General features: G+C 52.9%; 17 protein-coding genes and 1 tRNA gene. 13 read left to right on the forward strand and 5 right to left on the reverse strand.

Annotated features, from left to right (window positions below):
- Positions 1–117: 117 nt before the first annotated feature.
- Both folD and PLIM_RS17685 read left to right on the forward strand, forming a co-directional pair.
- On the forward strand, positions 118–993 hold the full coding sequence (gene folD, locus PLIM_RS17680; protein ID WP_013111680.1) for a bifunctional methylenetetrahydrofolate dehydrogenase/methenyltetrahydrofolate cyclohydrolase FolD: 876 nt from the start codon (positions 118–120) through the stop codon (positions 991–993).
- 232 nt (positions 994–1,225) lie between these two features.
- A complete protein-coding gene (locus tag PLIM_RS17685; protein ID WP_013111681.1) occupies positions 1,226–2,269 on the forward strand; it encodes an efflux RND transporter periplasmic adaptor subunit in 1,044 nt (347 codons plus the stop codon).
- Positions 2,270–2,373: 104 nt separating this feature from the next.
- Here PLIM_RS17685 and PLIM_RS17690 read toward each other — a convergent pair whose 3' ends face one another.
- Positions 2,374–3,414, reverse strand: a complete 1,041-nt coding sequence (locus PLIM_RS17690) for an alpha/beta hydrolase (RefSeq protein WP_013111682.1) — start codon at positions 3,412–3,414, stop codon at positions 2,374–2,376.
- Between the two features lie 134 nt (positions 3,415–3,548).
- Positions 3,549–4,790 carry a DUF1207 domain-containing protein gene (locus tag PLIM_RS23890; protein ID WP_196349474.1) on the reverse strand — a complete coding sequence of 414 codons (1,242 nt, stop codon included), beginning with the start codon at positions 4,788–4,790 and terminating at the stop codon, positions 3,549–3,551.
- On the opposite strand from PLIM_RS23890, the gene PLIM_RS24600 reads away from it, so the two are divergent.
- The 8 genes from PLIM_RS24600 (at position 4,789) to PLIM_RS17735 (ending at position 12,666) form a co-directional block, all read left to right on the forward strand.
- Complete coding sequence (locus PLIM_RS24600; protein ID WP_013111684.1) at positions 4,789–5,046, forward strand: hypothetical protein; 258 nt, start codon at positions 4,789–4,791, stop codon at positions 5,044–5,046. The genes PLIM_RS23890 and PLIM_RS24600 overlap by 2 nt on opposite strands.
- 538 nt (positions 5,047–5,584) lie before the next feature.
- Positions 5,585–6,640, forward strand: a complete 1,056-nt coding sequence (locus PLIM_RS17700) for a Gfo/Idh/MocA family protein (protein WP_013111686.1) — start codon at positions 5,585–5,587, stop codon at positions 6,638–6,640.
- A 276-nt stretch (positions 6,641–6,916) separates the two neighbouring features.
- Positions 6,917–6,990, forward strand: a tRNA-Met gene (locus PLIM_RS17705).
- 263 nt (positions 6,991–7,253) lie between these two features.
- Complete coding sequence (locus PLIM_RS17710) at positions 7,254–7,562, forward strand: hypothetical protein (RefSeq protein WP_013111687.1); 309 nt, start codon at positions 7,254–7,256, stop codon at positions 7,560–7,562.
- A 126-nt stretch (positions 7,563–7,688) separates the two neighbouring features.
- On the forward strand, positions 7,689–8,567 hold the full coding sequence (locus PLIM_RS17715) for a hypothetical protein (RefSeq protein ID WP_013111688.1): 879 nt from the start codon (positions 7,689–7,691) through the stop codon (positions 8,565–8,567).
- Positions 8,567–9,043: a hypothetical protein gene (locus PLIM_RS17720; RefSeq protein ID WP_013111689.1), complete on the forward strand. Its 477-nt coding sequence runs from the start codon at positions 8,567–8,569 to the stop codon at positions 9,041–9,043. The genes PLIM_RS17715 and PLIM_RS17720 overlap by 1 nt, the downstream gene beginning before the upstream one ends.
- 255 nt (positions 9,044–9,298) lie before the next feature.
- Positions 9,299–10,921 carry a serine/threonine-protein kinase gene (locus PLIM_RS23205; RefSeq protein ID WP_013111690.1) on the forward strand — a complete coding sequence of 541 codons (1,623 nt, stop codon included), beginning with the start codon at positions 9,299–9,301 and terminating at the stop codon, positions 10,919–10,921.
- Between the two features lie 65 nt (positions 10,922–10,986).
- Positions 10,987–12,666, forward strand: coding sequence for a sialidase family protein (locus PLIM_RS17735; protein ID WP_013111691.1), 1,680 nt, complete (start codon positions 10,987–10,989; stop codon positions 12,664–12,666).
- A gap of 143 nt (positions 12,667–12,809) precedes the next feature.
- Here the strand turns inward: PLIM_RS17735 and PLIM_RS17740 are convergent, their stop codons facing one another.
- On the reverse strand, positions 12,810–14,297 hold the full coding sequence (locus PLIM_RS17740; protein WP_013111692.1) for a sodium:solute symporter family protein: 1,488 nt from the start codon (positions 14,295–14,297) through the stop codon (positions 12,810–12,812).
- 658 nt (positions 14,298–14,955) lie between these two features.
- On the opposite strand from PLIM_RS17740, the gene PLIM_RS17750 reads away from it, so the two are divergent.
- The 3 genes from PLIM_RS17750 (at position 14,956) to PLIM_RS17760 (ending at position 18,508) form a co-directional block, all read left to right on the forward strand.
- The gene (locus PLIM_RS17750) at positions 14,956–15,948 is read left to right on the forward strand and encodes a DUF1559 domain-containing protein (RefSeq protein ID WP_013111694.1); all 993 of its coding nucleotides are present in this window, start codon (positions 14,956–14,958) and stop codon (positions 15,946–15,948) included.
- Positions 15,945–16,346, forward strand: a complete 402-nt coding sequence (locus PLIM_RS17755) for a hypothetical protein (RefSeq protein ID WP_013111695.1) — start codon at positions 15,945–15,947, stop codon at positions 16,344–16,346. Before PLIM_RS17750 ends, PLIM_RS17755 begins: the two co-directional genes overlap by 4 nt.
- An 80-nt stretch (positions 16,347–16,426) precedes the next feature.
- Positions 16,427–18,508 carry a G8 domain-containing protein gene (locus tag PLIM_RS17760; RefSeq protein WP_148227358.1) on the forward strand — a complete coding sequence of 694 codons (2,082 nt, stop codon included), beginning with the start codon at positions 16,427–16,429 and terminating at the stop codon, positions 18,506–18,508.
- A 23-nt stretch (positions 18,509–18,531) separates the two neighbouring features.
- Here PLIM_RS17760 and msrA read toward each other — a convergent pair whose 3' ends face one another.
- Together msrA and PLIM_RS17770 are read right to left on the reverse strand one after the other, a co-directional pair.
- Entirely contained in the window at positions 18,532–19,086 is a 555-nt protein-coding gene (msrA, locus tag PLIM_RS17765) for a peptide-methionine (S)-S-oxide reductase MsrA (RefSeq protein ID WP_013111697.1), read from the reverse strand.
- A 189-nt stretch (positions 19,087–19,275) separates the two neighbouring features.
- Entirely contained in the window at positions 19,276–20,304 is a 1,029-nt protein-coding gene (locus PLIM_RS17770; RefSeq protein WP_041402141.1) for a GspE/PulE/PilB domain-containing protein, read from the reverse strand.
- Between the last annotated feature and the right edge of the window lie 261 nt (positions 20,305–20,565).

The following is a 20,565-nucleotide window of genomic DNA, read 5'->3' on the forward strand; positions in this document are numbered from 1 at the left end:
GTTTCATCGCTTCGAACCTCAGGAAAATGGCACCTCGATTGACGACGCCAGGCTGGTGCAAGAACATGCTGGCAGATTCTTATTCGCCGACAGTTCTGCCCCAGCCCTGGAATCGACATGCCTGCCCGTATCATTGATGGAAAACTGATTGCCCAGCAGTCTCGCGAAGCATTGGCTCTTCAGGTCGCTGAGTTCACCGCCGCGACAAGCGTGACCCCTCGATTGGCTGCAGTTCTCGTGGGCGATGATCCCGCCAGCCAGGTCTATGTTTCCAGCAAGCAGAAAGCCTGTGCCAATGTTGGCATGGCCTCTGATCTGTTTCGTTTACCAGCCACGACCACTCAGGCCGAGTTACTTGAACTCGTGGATCGCCTCAACCACGATCCGTCGATCCACGGCATCCTCGTCCAACTGCCGCTCCCCTCGCATATTGATCCCGAAGCCGTTCTCGATGCGACACATCCTATGAAGGATGTCGATTGCTTCCATGCCGAGAACGTCGGGCTGCTCATTCAAGGTCGCCCAAGGTATCTTCCCTGCACACCTCACGGTGTTCAAGTTCTTCTTGAAGCGAGTGGCGTCTCGACCGATGGTGCCCACGTTGTCGTTTTAGGTCGTAGTGACATCGTGGGGAAACCACTCGCCAATCTGCTGGCTCTCAAAGGGCCCGGTGGTAACGCGACAGTGACACTTTGCCATAGCCGCACTCGCAACATTGCGAGCTTCACCCGTCAGGCTGATATTCTGGTGGCAGCCATTGGCCAGCCGCTGTTTGTCAAAGCCGATATGGTTCGTGAAGGAGCAGTCGTTATCGACGTGGGAACCAATCGACTCGATGGCAAACTGGTCGGCGATGTCGATTTCGCTGAAGTGTCTGAAAAGGCGGCTGCCATCACACCCGTTCCAGGTGGTGTGGGGCCCATGACCATTGCGATGCTTCTCAAAAACACACTCACTGCTGCCCGATTGCAGACGAAAACCATCGCCCGCTAGCGACTCGCCTTTATCATGGCGTCGATATCGAATGGCCACGCGCCCCGCTGAGTTTGTCCCGAAAAGTCTCCCAGCTTCTACCAGCTTCCACAAACCGACCCTTTCACATCGATGAGTTCAATTTCTGGGCGAAACTTCTAATTCTCGCTCTGATGGAGTCAGTCCGTCGGTAGACTTAAAGCATTCATTATGATTGCGATGGGTCAGACTGTCTGGTGCGAGAGCTGCGATCATGCCAAATTCTTACCAACTTCTATTGAACTCTGAGAGCGACCGTCTCCCTCGGATTGCTATAGCCATTACGTTTGGCCTGAGTCTGTTTTTAGCGATGAATGCTTCAACAGCTTTGGCAGAAACCATCACCATTCGGGCAGCTCAAATCACAGTCGCAGAGCAGCTGGAAATTCCGGCTTTAGAATCAGGCACACTCGTCGAGCGACTTTTTCGCGAAGGCGAAGTCATCGAAGAAGGTCAGAAGATCGGCCAGATTGATGACCAGGTCGCCAGACTGGCGGCTGCCAAAGCCCGTGCCGAACTGGCCTTAGCCAAGGCACTGACAGAGAGTGACCTCAAGCTGCGATTTGCCCGCAAGAACGCCGAAGTCTCGAAAGCCGAACTGACGCGATCACTTGAATCGGTTGCGCGTTATCCGAAGAGCGTTTCGCAGACCGAACTCGACCAATTGGCACTGGCTGCCCAGAAGGCCGAACTCGAGGTCGAGCAGGCTGAGTTTGATCAGCGGCAACTGGCACTCCAACAGGAGATTCGCGCACAGGAACTGGCAGGAGCCGAGTTAATGGTCGCCCGACGTGAAATCAAATCGCCCCTCTCTGGCACAGTGGTGAACTGGAAAAAACAGCGCGGCGAATGGGTGGATGCCGGGACACCTGTCGTGAGAGTTGTGCGATTAAATCCTTTGCGGATTGACACCTTTCTGCCATCCAGCCAGGCCCGACTGTTGCGGATCGGGCAGACAATTCAATTCCTCCCTGTGGCCGGTAAAAAATCTCCCATCGATCCGTCGAAAGAAACAGGAAATCAGCCTTCCCAAGTGAAAGCACTGGAAGGGAAGATCACTTTTATCAATCCCGAAGTCGATCCTGTCGGTCAACAGGTGCGGATCTGGATCGAACTTCCCAACCCGGAATTGTCACTTCGACCCGGCGATCGTGGTGATGTCACTCTGGAATTACCAGAAACTGACGCGCCAGGAACCCCACTGAAATCCACGAACACTGGCAAGCCTGCTACGATTCCCGGTTTACCACCTCGCTGAATCCGCGATGTGTCATTTTCGTGCCAGACGGCTGCTTCGACAGCTTCTCTTGAGAGTGATCAAACCTCTGCTGATCGACTCCAGCACACAGTTCCACCAGTTTGCTACATCGCTCGACGTTTCGCGTCTGCATTTCTCAACGCATCCGCAAAATGAGGCTTCAACGCATGAGTTGATTCATGATTCGAGAGTCGTGCTTCTGCTATTTGAGGCAACATCTGTTCGAAGTGCTGAACCAGAATTTGATCATATTGGCCGGGTTCTGTATGACGGGCCTTGTTATGTTTAGCCTTGGGGACAATCCAGACTTTTGCCAGAGGCGAACGGATCCGACGCATCAGTTCCTGACTCAAGTAGTAAGGAACATAATTATCTTTCTCACCAGCAATAAACAACGTCGGACACGACTTGAGTCGCTTTAAGTAAGATTCAATGTGGACATATTGAACCTTTCTCCGCCGGGCACTCAAAAACTGGACAATCGCCACTGTGGAACGGTAGTGCCAATCGGGAATCAACGATTCGGCCCATTGAGGCATATAAATCGATGCCCAGCGGGAAACAAAATGAAATGCCAGCATGGAAAGCGAATAGGCACCATCGCAGCAGGCCACGAGAACATGCGGATATCGAGCTGCGACCCAGAGTGCCGCTGTGGAACCTCGACTGACCCCCATCACACCCAGTGGCAAACTGCTGAATTCCGCATGACTCTCGATCCACTCCAGTGCTGAAATCGTATCGTCGATCTCATAGCGAGTCATCCACTGGTTGGGTTCATAGCCTGCTAAAGAGTCGCTCTCTCCCTGACTGCGGAAGTCGAATGAAATCACAGCAAAACCAGCTCGGATCAGGCCATCGCAATAATGACGCGCCAACCAGTGCGTGCCATCCAGCTCGGTGCAGAACAAAATCACTCCCCGAGGCAGACCAGCTGGCGGTCGATGAACCGCACCTCGCAACGTCAGACCGAGAGTCGTTTTGAATGTGATTCTTTCTGCTGCAGGATCAGGAAGAACCTGTGCCACGTTAAATGGCGGTTTGATATCAAATGTCGAAAGGACAATTCGTACATAAATAATACGAATGACAACTTCGATTGACAGTAGTGCGATCAACAGGCAGATGGTGATCGTAAGGCCCATAGTTTCGCTCTAATTCAGATCGATTCATGAAAGATCGCCACAGTCATTCAGTTGAGTCATTTGTAAATACGATGATTCAACACATGGTCTTGAGCGACAAGTATGCACGAGGTCAGTTCGGGCAGTTTCCAGAATCAGTAGTCGTAACGAATTCCCAGGCCAGTCAATTGAGTCGTATTCCCCAGGAAGGAAAGCTGGTTATCGGCACCATTGTAAAACTGGAAGCCAGCTCTAAAGGTGTGGTCACTCGTGTCGCCGCGCCACTGCCAGCCGATGAGAATGTTAATACTCCCGCCCCAGTCATTCTCTTCCATGAGATGGACGTTACAGGCTGCGAACGGTGCTCCGCGAAATCCCGTAGGACCAGGCGGGTTATACTCTGCCCCAAACTGAACTTCCCAGGGGCCTGCTCCATCAGTCAGGTAGAAGCCATAGCCAACCTCAAAATAGGTTCTTAACTCAGGAACGGGGAAGTATCCCACGCCTGTTACCAGACAATCCCGGCTGTAGTTCCTACGAACAAAAGTCGGATTTTTCAGAATAAATTCGTCACCCAGGTGGCTACTGATATGGTAGTAGCCGAACTTCCACTGGAAGGGACCTTCTCGATAGGTAATTGGTGTACCAATGCGGTAGTCAGTCGCCATGACATCCCGCTCAGTTTCGGGGAGCATTCGCAAGAAGGCACCACCTTCGACATCCCATTGCCAACCTTCGGGATCGATTCCGCGTGCTGTACCATAGCGCAAGAGACCAAATCGACCGCCAAGCACAGAATCCCAGTACGATTGGCCGCCATTGGTGGGGAATAGCCACGACGTCGACATGCGAGGTTCTTTTTCACCGGCGATATACGATTTATACATCAAACCTTCTGGGACGATATGCCATGACCAGGGTTCGTCAGCATCCCACACCGGTTGAGCAGCTTCGGGCAGGTAGGCATTCGGAGATGCTGGAGCCCACGGCCCGGCATTCATCGATGAGGCTGGTGCCGGAGAACTCAACGGATTGAGAATTGATCCGGAGTCGTCTGCTGTCGTCTCGTCATAGCTACCTGGTGGTGCAGGAATTCCACTCTCTGAATTTCCGGGAATCTGCCGGTAGGAAACTGGCGAAATTTCTCGTTGCCCGACTTCATTGAGATTCAGTTCCATGGTGGGGAGTGTCTGATACTCTCCAGAGAACGGATCATTGCTACCGACCGATGGGATCGCTGTTGAACGCGGACTTGTTTCTGCAACTGGACTCCGCTTGAAGCGGGGATCCACAGGGAGAGCGGAATTGCGCCCTTGCGGATTTCGAGGCAATGGCGGGCCGTTCACTTGTGCCAGTGCCATCGACGCTGTGCTGAACAGCAGGAGCGCGGGAATCATGGCCAGGCAACCTGCGAATGCACGCATCTGCCCCGCCAGGATTACCTTGCAACAGGCGGCGGCAATAAACCGCTGTGACCAGTCGTGTGCCATTATGCTGGTTTCATCGTCAAAAGCAGATGTGCCGCAGGCTACAGAAGCGACCACCATTGGTCTTGCCATGCAGAGACATATCTGGAGGGAATGGATTGTGGAAAAGGTTCGGACGGGAATGACCAAGCCGCGCAGTGATTTTGAAATCGCTGAAGATCGATAGAAGCCGGCAGGGAGGACAGGATGTTGAGGATGAAGACAGGAAAAGCTGGTTGTCGAGCAATCCTGTTCTATCGGAGTTCAGGTTTCTTGCCCAGACCTGTCCACCGGCATAAAGCCAGGAATGAACCCAACCTTGCGGAAGTGAAAGTCGTGCCAGGCGTGGTTTCAGCAAGAATTGCCACCAACTGTTGAAAATCGGCAGAACTGGCGGCAGGAGCCGGACTTCAATCCGAGAAAACATGAACAGATGAAACCCTGCAATCGCTTTGGCCAAAACGAAAAGATTCCCCGGCCTCTTCCGGCCTGATGCGACGATTGCCAAATCTGATGTGTCGCCAAGCTCGTTTCTGCACTGGGTGTTTGAACATAAAACACTGCGCAGAAATAATTTGCGTCACAAAATCCGCCCGAGCCAAGTGAGCAGCCAATCGCTGCACTTCAGAGATGACGTTGAGTGGTGCTAGCACTCGCAACTCACCGTGGCGAGAGCCGCTCGACAAAGCTAAAATCCTCATCACTTTGTGAAGGATGATGTTTCCATGACTGCCTTGCCTGTTCGCGTTGGTCTAATCGGTGCTGGAGCAAATACTGTCGCCAGGCACATTCCCGGTTTTCGAGCAATTGCCGGCGTAACGATCGCGGCTGTCGCCAATCGAACGTTGGCCTCGGCCCAGAAAATTGCCACGCAGCATGCGATCCCGACAACGTACAGCACCTGGCAAGAGTTGTTGGCAGACCCTCAAATCGACGCTGTCTGTATCGGGACATGGCCCGACACTCATGCCGAGATCACCTGTGCGGCACTAAAGGCTGGTAAGCATGTGCTGTGCGAAGCCCGCATGGCTCGCAATGTGGCCGAAGCCCGTCAGATGTTACATGCCAGTCAGGAACGACCCCAACAGGTGGCGATGCTGGTTCCCAGCCCCTTCGGCTTGCGGGTTGATGCCGAAGTTCGAAGTCTCCTCGAACGAAACTTTATTGGAGATTTACGGCAGGTTGTCGTGATTGGTCTCGACGATCAGTTTTATGATTACTCGCAGAACCTGCATTGGCGTCAGGATTCCGAAAAAAGTGGTTTGAACGCACTGACGATGGGGATTCTGCATGAAACCGCCATGCGCTGGATCCCTCCCACGAACAAGGTCTTTGCACAAACTCAAATCTTTGAACCCACCCGGCCAAACCCCCATTCCGACGAAAATCTCCCTGTCACCACACCCGAACTGGTGCACGTACTGACAGAATTGGAAGGCCACGCCCGCGGAGTTTATCAATTCTCAGGGATGGCTCTCCATGCCCCCGTCAAGCAGATTCACCTGTATGGCAGTACGGGAACAATCCGTGTGGAGTTCGGGGCCACTGAGAAACTGCTGGTGGGCAGGCCCGGTCAACCGCAACTGGTCGAGGTGGAAATTCCAGCCGAGCGACTCGGCAAATGGCGTGTGGAAGCGGAGTTCATTGGTGCCATTCGGGGGGAAGAGCCTGTCCGCCTCACATCGTTTGCGACCGGACTGGAGTATATGAAGTTTACCGAAGCCGTCGCACGAAGTGCCCAGACAGGTCGCCTATTCTCATTGGAAGAGACTCTCAATTAGCCATGGTCACTCACTGAACGCTCGTCGGGTCTCCTGGAGCGCAGCGGAATACACCATTCTCCTGACAGAACGAACACCCAACGACATTCTTCTGCATCGCAGCCTTGTTTATGAACGTCCAAAACCTGCTTCGCACCGATGAATCCGGTTCGAATTGGTGTTCTCGGCGAACTTTTCCGGGGAATCGTGTGTGAGTTCCTTGTCGGCTCTCTGACATGCCGATACACTTCGAACACGGTGGACAGTTAAGAAATCTAATTGTTTCATCAACATTGACGCGGGGTGGAGCAGCCCGGTAGCTCGCGAGGCTCATAACCTCGAGGTCGTAGGTTCAAATCCTGCCCCCGCCACTTGAAAAGCCCGAGATCACTCGATTGTGGTCTCGGGCTTTTCCTTTTCGAGTCACCTCTCTTCAAGCATTTCTTCTGGCCTTTGCGCCGTGATCTTTGAGCGCACCCTGCCCACCCATTGCGGCGTTTGACGTTGGCTGATCCAGTCCACAGATTTCTCATGAATCCACAAAATAAACACTGGACCGATAAACACTCACCGACTAGCTTGTTTCCGATAGTCAGTTTTTAAAAACACAGTCGTTTGTGGCAGGGGATCACTGATGCTGGGTCTGTTTCTTGGTGCTGCCATTCTGGGCCTGATCATCTCGATCATGGAGGAAGGAGAGTTTCCCGGCTGGGGGAAAATGATCGTTTGTGTGCTGGCCGCCGTTATCCCAGCCGCCATCTTGAATGCCTTCCTGCCGCCCGAATTGTTCCTCGTCGGTTTAGCAGTCGGTGCCTTCTGCGCCGGTTGTGCGATATCGGCTTTGTGTGGCATGTCTGTCCAGCGTGCGGCCATCGCTGCCAGTATTTATCTGGGGATCAATGTGGCCCTCTCGCTGACATTGAGTGCCCTGCTCTCCCGATGATTGAAATTCTTGACGGATCCGGAGATGCAAGACCGCTTTGTCCCGGCAGCAGTCCAATCATTTGCAAATCTGGATGATACAGATTGCGAATAGAAACTATCGCCATCGTCCTGTGGAGTTCAGTCCATGTTTCGCTGTGTCATATGGGCTGCTAAGTTTTCTCATCAGTTCCCGAGACCAATTTTCTACTTCTGGCGACTACGATCAATCCTTAACCCGCTGATTCTGGTGGTCACAGCATTCATACTGGTTGCTCTATCTGCCGACGAAGCCAGTGATCCTCTGAAGGTTCAATACCTTGAAATCCGACTCACACACGCAGAACAACAAGAGATCACAAAACTGATCGACCTGCTTGAGTTTGTTTCGGACGGGGAGGAATCAGATTCATTCGATGAACTGATTGCAGAATATCCGTATGACGGATCGGATGCCGCATATCAAAAGGTGCAGAATGCTTACCAGAAACTCAAAGATTATCGGGTGCAATCACTCCCGTTGCTGGTTCAGCATTTGAAAGACAAGCGCAGTTCACTCAGTTTCCCTTACGGTGCCATGGGAGGCAGGTTTACTGTTGGAAACGCCTGCTATTGGAATATCTATTCTCAACTGGTGGATCTCCCCGAAGAATACTCAAGGCATGGATATTCTCGATTAGGACGAGGTGGCAAGATTCATCGCCAACCCCAGGATTGTGCCAATCTTTTTGATCATGCTGGGGGAATCGACCAGTGGTTAAAGCAGAATTCTCATTTCTGCTATATCGAAATGCAGATTCAAAGTCTGAAATGGCTACTTGGTGAAGAGAAGAAAATCGGCATTCCAAAGCCAAAATCTTATTTCTTGTATATACTTCCACTGGAGATTCAGATTCTCCGCAAGCAGAAAATCATGGGTTTACCAGTTGATGACGCACTGAAGCACCTGGAGCAGGCACTCCAGGAGAGAGATCTTTCAATAGTCCCCAAAGACCTCCTGGCTGATGAACCGCAGGACCTGCCCTGATGTCACCTCGAGAGATCGTCACTGATGATCAGCCTGGAAATGGCTTTGGGTTGCCACTGCGACTGCTTGCGGGCTTCCAGTTTCTCGGTGGGATTGTATTCGCACCTTTCACCTGGGTGCTGATTTTTGCACCTCTGGGTATATTCTCCCCTGAGTACCAATACCATCTCCGGGATGTCCTATTGTCAGTCATGGGCGCCCCATTGGCGATCACCGGCTATTTTGTCTGGGGAAACTGGTTCTTGTATGCCGTTCGAGGACGTTTCTTTCGGAATTGGGGAGTGGCCGTTCAACTGATCTCACTGATGAATCACCTCGGTTGGTTCGTTTGCTTTCCATTGATTCGTCAGCAGTCATTCTTTGCATTTCTGGAAACTGCACCGGTGATTGCCGCCTGGCTGCTGTTCAATATCTTTGTGTCGATGATGTTAGGGCTCTATTTTCTCGACAAATCTCGCACGACCTATGATTTTTGATCGAAGCCGAACATCTTCCTCCTGCCGATAGGCAGGCGCCGCAGTCTGCAGCTCACGGGTTGTCATCAGCAAAAGCCTACTCACTACGAACTCTTGGCATTCATCCAATTGTGGTTGAATTGCCCATCACTCACAGTTTACATTTGAACATCTGGGACTTCCTCTTGATGATTGATCAGGATGTCGTCTTTCAAAGCGTCGAGTGATCACTGTTGTGAATTTGGTGGCGGCGGTTGCAACTGACCAGGAACTTGAATGCCGGAAGATTTCCGCACGGAACATGTTGAGTCAGGTCATGAGGTGCTTTCGGGAAATGGAGAAGCACAGGGAATTCTGGTTTCCATCGAGCAGATCGCTTCCTTGAGTCGCGATATCGAAAAAACGCTGCTCATGACACAGCCTGGAGTGTTGACGACTGAAATCAGTCCGGAAACTTTGCAGCGTATGCAGCAGATTCTGCAGAATCTGGCTCCCGGATTGACACCTCCTTCGACCGAAGAACTGCATGTGGTCGATCTCCCACCATCGATCGGTCGATATCGAGTGACCAAGGTTTTGGGGCGAGGCGGGTTTGCAGTCGTTTATGCAGCGCATGATCCGCACTTGAACCGTGAAGTGGCCATCAAGGTGCCTTTGCCGTATCGGCAACTGACACCCGATGCGAGGCAGCGATTTCTTCTCGAAGCTCAGGCAGCCGCCAGGCTGGATCATCCGCACATTGTGCCCACCTTTGAAACGGGTTCAGCCGGTGAGTTGCCCTACATTACTTATGCTCTCTGCCATGGGCCCACATTGTTTCGCTGGTTAAATCGCCATGGGCCATTGTCCCCGCGTGCGGCTGCCGAACTGGTGATGCAATTGAGCCGAGCGGTCGCTTACAGCCATCAGCAGGGTGTGCTTCATCGCGATTTGAAATCGGCAAATGTGCTGTTGTTCCCGATCACAGATGCTTTCGCAAATTCCGAAGCAGAGTTTCCATTCATTCCGCGACTGACTGATTTTGGTCTCGCAAAAGTGCTCGAAGGAACTTTGGTCGAAACCTGCTCCAGCGTCATTATGGGAACGCCCCATTACATGGCGCCGGAGCAACTCGAAAAAGGGCTTCGCGGTTGCACCCCTGCGACAGATGTGTTCGGGCTGGGGACGATTCTGTTTGAATGTCTCACAGGAAAGCCGCCTAACCAAGGAGAAACTGTCATTGAGATTCTGGCTTCGATCCGTGAGGGCGAAATTTCGCACGTCAGCCAGTTTCGTCGGGATGTTCCCCAGGATCTCGTCAGAGTTTGCGATAAAGCCCTCAGCTTTTTGCCGGAAGATCGTTATGCCACGCCGCAGGAACTGGCACAGGATCTGGCGCGATTTCTGTCGCATGAATCGGTGCTGGCGACCGGGCCCAACTGGCAGACACGCCTCTGGCGAGCAGCCCGGCATCCCGCGCGAATTGCCGATGCCGCCACGTTTATCATCATGAGTAATCTCGCCATTATGGCGTGGATTACGATCTTTCCCATTTCGATTTTGCTGGGCCTGGCATTCACCCACACTGTTGAACTCGGCCAACTGATGCCCCATACAGCGCCATTGTGGATCTTCCACTTTCTCATGGTTGTTCTGGGATATCTGATTGGTCGAAAGTCGCTCTGGGCAGCGATGGCTTCCACCATCAGTGGAGCCGTGCTGACACTCTTCATCTGGTCGGTCCTGGCAAGGTGGATCACGCCGCCCTATCCCGCGATTTACTCGGATGACAAAGCCCGGGACATCGTCTTCGTCCTGCTGCTGGCGATTTTTGGAGCACAAATGATACTGAGTGCTTGTGCCTGGCTGGCACTCAGGACACTTTCGCTCAAAAACCGTCAGCCCAGTACAGTTGGCTAATGCTCGATGATTACGATGAGTTGACTTGAACTCCCCCACCCAACCTGCCTTCGGAGAGGAAGCGCATGCAATGCCTGCTGACGAGGATCTGCCTGGCGGTCACACTGGGCTGCATGACCTCGATGAACATGCTTGGTTTGATGGCCTCAGAGCCAGAGGTCACAACTTCGGTCGTTGTCTATTCCGGCAAGGCGGCTGAGTTGAAATGGATTGGTAAGCCTTGGGCATCGATCGAGGATCCCAAGGGCTCAACGAGCGCACTGCTGGCGAGTGGTCAGAATCGATGGCTGCTCTCTCGAAGCGGGATTGGCGCAGGTGATTTTCAGATTCGAGTGCGGCTGCAGCTGGCCAAACTGGATGGAACGGCTGCCGCCTTCGATTTCGGAAGCAGCCGCTTTGGTCTCGATGGCAAAGCGGGCCTGCTGTTTGTTGAAGGGCCACTCTTTCGCAATCAACCAGCTGCGACGCTCAAAATCGCAGACTTGGTACAGCCGGGTGCTCCGTTCTTGCTTGAAGTGATTCGAAAGGATGAACAAACCCGGTTTCTGATCAATGGCCAGTCGGTCTACACACTAGATGGCTGGAAAGGCTCTGTCGGTCGAGTGGGGTTGCGGCCGTGGCGCAATGAGATGGCGGTGTTTGACTTCTCGATCAAAGGAAATCTTTACGAGTTGCCAGCACCACCTGAGCCTTTGTTTCCAAGTGGCTTTGCAGGTGGAACGGAGGGCTATCACACCTTTCGGATCCCTTCTCTGACAACCACGCGCTCGGGAACGTTATTGGCCCTTTGCGAAGGACGAAAAAACTCGACGGGCGATAGCGGCGATATCGACCTCGTCATGAAGCGATCGACCGATGGAGGAAAGACATGGAGCCAGCCCGTCGTCCTCTGGGATAATGGCGAGAATACTTGCGGCAATCCGTGCCTGGTCGTCGATCAAACGACCGGAGAATTATTGCTCCTGGCAACCTGGAACCTGGGTGATGATCACGAGAGCGAGATCATTGCCCAAACCAGCCGCGATACCCGGCGTGTGTACGTTCTGCGATCCAAAGACGACGGCTTGACCTGGAGCCAGCCGGTGGAGATCACCAAAGATGTGAAACAACCCGACTGGACGTGGTATGCGACAGGGCCGGGTGGCGGAATTCAAATTCAGCAGGGCTCCCACGCGGGTCGATTGGTCATACCCTGTGACCATATTGAAGCCAGAACGAAAAAGTACTACTCGCACGTGATCTACTCGGATGATCATGGGCAGACCTGGAAACTTGGCGGAAGCACGCCAGCCGCCGGTGTGAATGAATGCGAGGTTGTCGAACTGACTGGGGGAAAACTGCTGCTCAATATGCGTAATGCCAGTGCCAGCAGGCAGAGGCAAACGAGTATGAGCGAGGATGGCGGCCTCACCTGGAGTGAATTGAAATCTGACGCGGCACTCATCGAGCCTGTCTGCCAGGCAGCCATCCTGCGAGCCAGTTGGCCTGCCAGGTCAGAGCCGGGCTGGATCCTCTTCAGCAACCCTGCCAGCACCACTAGCCGCACAAATTTGACAGTTCGCGGCAGTCGGGATGACGGCCAGACCTGGCCTGTCAGCAAAGTTCTGTATACGGGCCCAGCGGCTTATTCTGACCTGGCTTTACTTCCTGATGGAAAAGTCGGCTGCCTGTTTGAAGCGGGTGAAGCCAACTACGCCGAGTCGATCGTCTTTGTGACATTCGGGCTGGATGAATTAACAACGTGATGCGTGCGAACGTTTGCCTGCCGCGTGCCATGCCTGCTGCGTGCCATGCTTGCAGCTCTGGGCAAGCATGTCTTGGCAACTAACATCGCTCCGGTATCTCCTCTGAAACGTGCAGTTGTTCGAAGATCGACGTCATGACAGGATCAGTGGCTCACCACACTGCGGCGTTCCTGTGCCAGATCGGCGGGATGTCGAGGAACGTGCTTGATCCAGTTGGGCATGGCGGAACCAATAATCATTCCGAAAATCGATGCCACAAGGCCATAGATCTGTGGTGGAACCACCTGCCATAGATTGGCACTTTCTTCATCATGAATGAACTCGGTTCCCAGCCAGACTGGCAGAGCAAACAGGATCGAAAAAACCGCCCCTTGAGTGGTGGCTTTCGACCAGTAAATGCCAAAGGCCAGGGGCACGAAGGCGATCACCAGAGTCACTTTGTAGCCACTCTCGACCATCTCATACATGGTGCTTTCCGAGTTCACGGCGATGGTGGTGGCAGTAATCGAGACGAGCACCAGCATGGTACGCACCAGCCACAGCAGCATGTTGTCGCTCATCTTGAGAGTGAACTGACGCAGCACGTTTTCTGTGAGAATACTGGCTGGTGCCAGCAAGGTACCACTTGCCGTTGACAGAATGGCCGAAAGGACGGCTCCAAAGAACAAAATCTGGACCCAGAGTGGAGTCTGATTCAGGATCAGAACTGGCAGGACTTTCTGGACTTCGCGGGCGTCTTCGGACGCGAAATGGCCAGCCGCCGCTGGGTCAATCATCGTGGCCGAAAAGGCGATGAACATCGGCACAAAAGCAAAGCCGAAATAGAACAGCCCGCCTAACAGTGTCCCCGCTCGGGCGGTGGCTTCGTTACGGGCACTGGTCACACGCTGGAACACATCCTGCTGGGGAATCGAACCCAGTGCCATCGTGAGAAATTCACCAATAAAAATCAGCCAGGCGGCAGTTGTCACGTGTGGAAACAGATTCAGCTTCCCTGCCTGAGCGGCGGCGGCCACGACGGGCTGAAATCCACCCGCTTTTTCACCCAGAATGTATGCGACTAGCAGTAGACCAATCACAATGGCGACAGTCTGCACCACATCCGTGAGAGCGATCGACCACATCCCGCCAAAGAAGGTGTAGAGCGTGACGATCACCGCACCAATGATGATGGCCTGATTCAACGTGACATATTCGGGGAACAGGACATTGATCACCAGCCCGAAGGCCGAGAGCTGTGCTGTCGTCCAGCCCATGTACGATGCAGCGATCCCCAGCGACGTGAGAACTTCCACAAATCGGCCGTAGCGCACATGGTAATAGTCGCCAATTGTTAACAGCTCGAGACTGTAAAAGGTGCGGGCAAAGAAGATGGCCACGAGCACCAGGCAAACCGATGCGCCGAAGGGATCACCCGAGACAAATCCCAGTCCCTGATCAGCAAAACGAGCAGAAACCGAAAGCACGGTTTCCGCACCAAACCACGTCGCAAACACGCAGGCAAAGTTCATTCCCAAAGGGAGTGAACGACCAGCCACCATAAAGTCTTTGGCACTCCCCACCATGCGGGCGCCATACGCGCCTAAAGCCAGTGTGCCCACCATGTATGCAATCACGCACGCAATCAGCACTGACACATCCCCTTGATGGAGCCCACTCAACAGGGCTGGAGCAGCCAGCCCACCCAAAACCTCTGCATCGACGATCAAAAAGCCCGCAAGAAGACAGGCGGCTTTCAATCAGCGGGAAAAGGGAGCACAAGTCTTCGCCCGCCCAAACTTTGCAACCGCAAGAGTATTGAAGTTTCCCGATCTGACTGCAAGCCGAAAACGATCGCAAAGCCCCAACGCTGTGGATGTTGCGGCTATTCCTGACAGGTCGCATCCATAAGTCACGATGTGAGAAGGTTCTCGATCTCTCAGTACGAATCACGATTGTCATCGAGCTGGTGCGAAAGCAGGACTTCTCAAAGTCAACCATCCACAGGCCTGGAAGAATGGGAGATGGCCACTGCGATCTCTGCATGAGCTTCATCGACAACCAGCTCATGTCGATCACTCGTCGCCATTCCCGGATCACGAGATTGTCATCCAGACCTCCGGTTCAAGGTCTGAAAGTTGCTTTGTCTGTATGGGGTTCACTCTCAAACACTTCCCGAGTGTTTGAGGGGCTCAGCCTGTCAGAATTTACGACAGGCGAGGCACTGCGAGCGACAATTTGTTCGACAAAGGCTCACGAGCCATCACTCGAACTCCTGAATTAAGGTCCTGAATATTGGATATCGTCTCGATGAAGAAAAAGACAGGTTTCACACTGATCGAGTTGCTGGTCGTCATTGCGATTATCGCCGTGCTGATTGCCTTGCTCTTGCCGGCGGTCCAGCAGGCGCGGGAAGCAGCCCGTAGAACCCAATGCCGGAACAATCTCAAACAGATTGCGCTGGCCATGCACAATTATCATGATGTGCATAATTGCTTTCCGGCGGCTCGGCTTTCGAGCACTCCCAAGTATGGTCAGATGGTGGCCTTGCTCCCCTATCTCGAAGGCGGGAATCTCTCTCGCCTGTTCGATGTGACAGCACCAGGGGGGTTCGCAGACCCTGTGAACCAGAAGGTCGCGAATACACCGGTTTCAATGATTCGCTGTCCATCAAATCCTGTCCCGGGCCTGATCAAGATGAGGAACAGCAGTTCCACAGGGACAAGCTACGGATCTTTCATCACCAGCACAGGCTCCACGACTGATCCTAACGATCCGTCGATTATGACAGGCTGGGCCAACGACTATTGGGTCAATCATGGGATTAACAGTTCCAGCTATACACTTGCCTATTCGACGGGGATATCTCCCAGCCCGATCCTCAAGGGGACAAGCCCTCGCATGCGTGACGTCACGGATGGCCTGTCGAACACAATCCTCGTCAGTGAGCATGCAGGCTATGATGTTCATTATGTACGTGGAGTAGGCATGCCCATGCCGGCCACAGACTTGACTCTTGATCAGCCCGGCGCATGGGGAACATGGCTTGGCTGGTGTGCCTATATGATTCAGACATATCCAGTTTATACAGTCGATACCTATCCCACGAACTTATCTAACATCCCGTCGGGAACAGGCTGTACTGTGAATTGTAACAACTCACAGGGGATCTTTGGTTTTCATGCCGGCGGCGCCACTGTCGCCATGGGTGATGGAAGCGTACGGTTTTTGCCCGAGAGTCTATCAAACGTGATTCTGATGGGGATGGTGACCCGCGACGGTGGCGAGGTGATTTCTGAATGAAATGTCGACCTCTCTTTGCAGCCCTCGTCTCATTGAACCTGGTGATGATCAGTTCGGGATGTTCTCTACATGATCAGAAATGCCTCGTTTCAGGCCAGGTGACCATCGACAGCCAACTCGTTGATGGAGTTTATCTGCTCTTTCATCAAGAGCATTCCAGCAATGTCGTTGGAACAGCCCGCACTGATCATTCGGGACATTACCTCGCCAAGCTGCCTGTCGCGGGGCGCTATGCTGTGACAGCGTTCTGGCCCAAGATTATCCGAAATACTGAAGAAACGATTGAGGGTGAAGATCGCCTGAGGGGAAAGTACCGTGATTCCTTGAACCCGTTGACTCTCATCACTGTTTCCACTGGCGAGAACTACCCGCCTGCGATCAACATCTCCTCTCGATAGCAAAAGAATATTCTCTTTAGGATCTTTCAATGATAACGAATCGATATGCCATTTATGCTCTATTCGCTTTTTTGGTCATAATGCTTTCCGAAGAAGCAGCATTCAGCAATGACTCTAAAACGATCTTTTCCACACAATCGGGAAGGTGGTCTTCAAAAGAAACCTGGAGTTCAGGGAATCTCCCGGAAACGGGAGATCGGGTTGTGATCCGCTCAGGCCACCATGTGATTTATGATATTGGCCACCAGGGCCGAACTCCCAGCTTTCGACTGGTTCAGATTGCAGGAGAACTCGAGTTCGCTACTGATCAGAATACCTTGCTCGAAGCAGGACTCATTACGATTATCTCCAGTGAAGACCCCTCCGAAGAAGGCTTTGACTGTCATGCAACTCCACCTCCCGTAGGAGAAGGTCGCAGGCGTCCGGCACTTTATGTCGGCAAACCCGGCGCTCCTTTACCGGCTGAATATACGGCCAAGATCCGTCTACGGTACTTTGAAGGTATGAATAAACTTTCCTGCCCGGCTCTCGTGTGCTGCGGCGGACGTATGGAAATTCATGGTCAGCCAATCGCACGCACCTGGGTCAAGCTGAAACGCTCTGTGAATCCAGTGGAATCGACCGGACGTGGTGCCACGACGCTCTCTTTAATGGAGAATGTCGAAGGCTGGAAAGAAGGCGACCAGGTTATAGTCACCAGCACACATCGTCAGCGGGATCGCGAAGACGGCGATTTTCTCAGTAGTGCACAAACAGAAGTTCGCAGGGTCGTGCGGACAGGCAGCCAGGACTTTACGGGCGGATATCCATTAACTCTCGATAAACCATTGCAGCATGCTCATTTCGCTGATGAGAACTTTCAGGCCGAAGTTGCAAATCTCACTCGAAATGTCGTCGTTGAATCAGCGGAACCAGATGGAGTTCGAGGGCATACGATGTACCACAGGCACTCAGCGGGTTCAATCAGCTATGCCGAATTCCGACATCTCGGTAAGCGAGATGAGCTAGGTCGATACAGCATTCATTTCCATCTCTGTGGCGAAACGATGCGTGGCAGTTCCGTGATTGGCGCATCCATCTGGGACAGCCATAACCGCTGGATTACGATTCACGGTACGAATGCTCTCGTGATTCGTGACTGCGTGGGCTACAAGAGTGTCGGACATGGGTATTTTCTGGAGGATGGCACAGAGGTCAATAACATCCTGGATCATAACCTGGCAGCTCTCGTATTCCCTGCCAAAACTCAAAAGGATCAGGTGGTACCATTCGATCTGAATCGAGGTGCAGGCTTCTGGTGGGCGAATTGTCACAATCAGTTCACTCGAAATGTTGCTGCAGAATGTGCCGAGTATGGCTATCGCTTTGAAAACAAGAAAACTGCAGACTTCGATCCGATCCTGTCTGTCCGTCAGCCGGATGGATCGGTCAAGAGTGTTGATACACGTATTCTGCCCTTTATACGTTTTGAAGGTAACGAAGCCCACACCATGCGATTCTTCTGCCTGAATCTGCGGGGAATCGCTCGTCCGGAGGGTGGCCGCCTGAACTTTGTCGAGCAGAATCAAACGCTGGCACGCGAAGCTGCTGAAGCTCTACCACCCAATGGAACACCTTTTTGGATTAAAGATTTCAAAGCCTGGGAAGCCAACTGGTCCGTCCATTTAGGAACGACAGGTGTCTTTATCGACGGGCTCAACTCCTACCGCTGCGATGTCGCTATCTGGCGTTCAGTGATGGATCGGTCAGGTTTCCGCCGGATGACTTCCCGTGAAATGCGTGTGAACGATATTCATGGCCCGATCAGCATGGGTGCTGTTCCTACTTCAACAGCCAGCGAAAATGACGAAGGATACGCCTATGAAGCTCGGCTGCAGCCAGCTTCAGTTTCAAGTTTTAAAGATCAATTACCGCCCGTAACCGTCATCACTTCCATTGTACGCCAGGGACAGTTATTGAAAGTCTGCGGCTCTGTCGCAGATACCAGCGATATTCGACACGTGCTCGTCAATGGTCAAAAAGCCCGCTCGTTACGGGGAAGTTTTGCCGAATGGGAAATTGTGCTGGAAGCTCCAGCTAGCGGCCCCATGGAATTGACGGCCATCTCTGAGGATATCAATGGCCATATCGAACAAACGCCTCACATCGTTCGTCTCGATTGATGGAACGCCTGCAACCATTCAGCCTAGCGGCTTTTGAGCCGCTGGCTGAACTTCTGGCGGAACTTGGCGACTTTCGGGGCCACGACAGCCGCACAATAGGCCTGAGCCGGGTGAGCGCGGAAGTAGCCTTGATGGTAGTCTTCTGCCGGGTAAAAAGTGACCGCGGGGACGATCTGCGTCACAAATCTTCCAGGCCAGATCCCAGCCGCTTCGAGTTCAGTGAACCTGGATTGAGCAACCGTCTGCTGTTCGCTGTCATGGAAAAAAATTGCCGAGCGATACTGCGTGCCAATATCGTTTCCCTGTCGATCCTTTGTGGTCGGGTCGTGGATGGCGAAGAAAATCTCCAGCAGGTCGCTGTAGCTGATGATCTGAGGATCAAACTCGATCTGGACAACTTCCGCGTGTCCGGTTCGTCCTGTGCAGACCTGCTCATAAGTCGGATTGACGGTGGCTCCACCCATGTAGCCAGAAACGACACGATCGACGCCAATGACATTCTCAAAAACTGCTTCGAGGCACCAGAAACAGCCACCTGCTAAAGTCGCCATCGAACGGTCAGATTGTGCATTGGTCATAGATAGCCTCTTGAATTTCAGCAGATCTGTGCAGCCACTCGCTTTGTGAGTCGATCACGCGGCAGCAGGTGTTTATCTCTTGCCGTACGCGATTTGATTCCACTTATGTGATTTTAGTAACAGCGGCATCAGGCTGGAAAACGGCTCAAAGTGGTTGTCCAGCCCGATGAACATGCTGTGTGAGCGAGATCACTTTCGTTTGATGTAGTTCATATAGGCAAAAAAGATCACAGGTGGTGCGACCAGGAATGTCAGTGGGAAAAAGACCCAGCCTGGAATACGGTTTTGGTAAACGTAAGGCCAAAGGATCCAGGTATCGAGGTTGAAACCGGCAATCAATGTGCCGCAGATGATCAGAATCCCCATGTTCCGCTGTTCGACGTATTCATCATCCGTGAGCTTTTCAGCAGCCTGTTTGCGAGGTGCGGCAGCGCCGGGCTTGCTGGCAGATGACTTACTCCCCTTTTTGCGGGTGGGTTCGGCAACTTCCTTGCGCATGCCGTTGGCATAGTATTTGGAAATGCCCTGATTGATGCCAAGCTGGGAAGCGATGACATGCCGCATGGGCTTGTCGTAGCGGAGGCGAATTTCGTCTTCGAGTTCTTGTGGGGGATCGTCAGCACAGGCCACGAGAATCTGTCCGTCGTCTTCGAACAACGGCAGACAGGTATGCCGGCGAACCACCTGCCGGGGGAGAAGATCGAGAATGGAATCGTCGGGGAGCATTTCATTGAGGTCAACAAACGGTCGCCCCAATTCGCTGGCCAGCGCCCGGGCCGCGGTTTCACCGTCGGCCAGTTTCAATTGAACGACAGCGTCTTTAAGTGTGAGACCCGAGCGATCTGCGAAGGCTTTGACTTCTTTGGCCTGATCCTGCGAGATGACACCTTGATCCACCAGATAGGCTGTTACTGGCCGCCGGCCGGTGCTGGGGTCGCGGTCGTCGATCTCCCTTCCCAGTGAGCGATCGTAATCGAGTTTGCGTTCGAGATCGGTGAGGCAGAGCATGGCTCTGGCCAGTTCGTTCAGCAGTTCCTGCGATTCGGTCGCGTACTGACCGGTGGCATACTTGCGGACATGGCCGTTGAGTTTTTTATAGTTCTTGCGAATTTTGTCAGGGTCATCCTCGAATTGAATGACCCGCAAAAGAGCATAATGATCGGGCGGACGGTCACCTTCGGGAATTCCCAACCATTCCTTATAAACGTCAATGGCCACGGTTCACTCCGGCTGGTTGTTTCGTCGAGGGGTCAAGTCTGATTTGGTCAACCGCAATCGTTCAGCAAATTGGAGAGGCGTACTGCGAACAGGGCGGTTTCGCGTTGAATTATCATCGAATCAATCTGCTGGAGGCAACGCAAGAGAGCAATGTCCTGTTTTGACTTTCTCAAGTGAGAAACTGCCCCTTTCAGTCTTGAAAAGCCAGGAGTGGCTTCGATTTGTGATCCCTGGGCCAGGAAAATCTCATCTGGACTGACA

Source organism: Planctopirus limnophila DSM 3776 (assembly GCF_000092105.1).
GTDB lineage: Bacteria > Planctomycetota > Planctomycetia > Planctomycetales > Planctomycetaceae > Planctopirus > Planctopirus limnophila.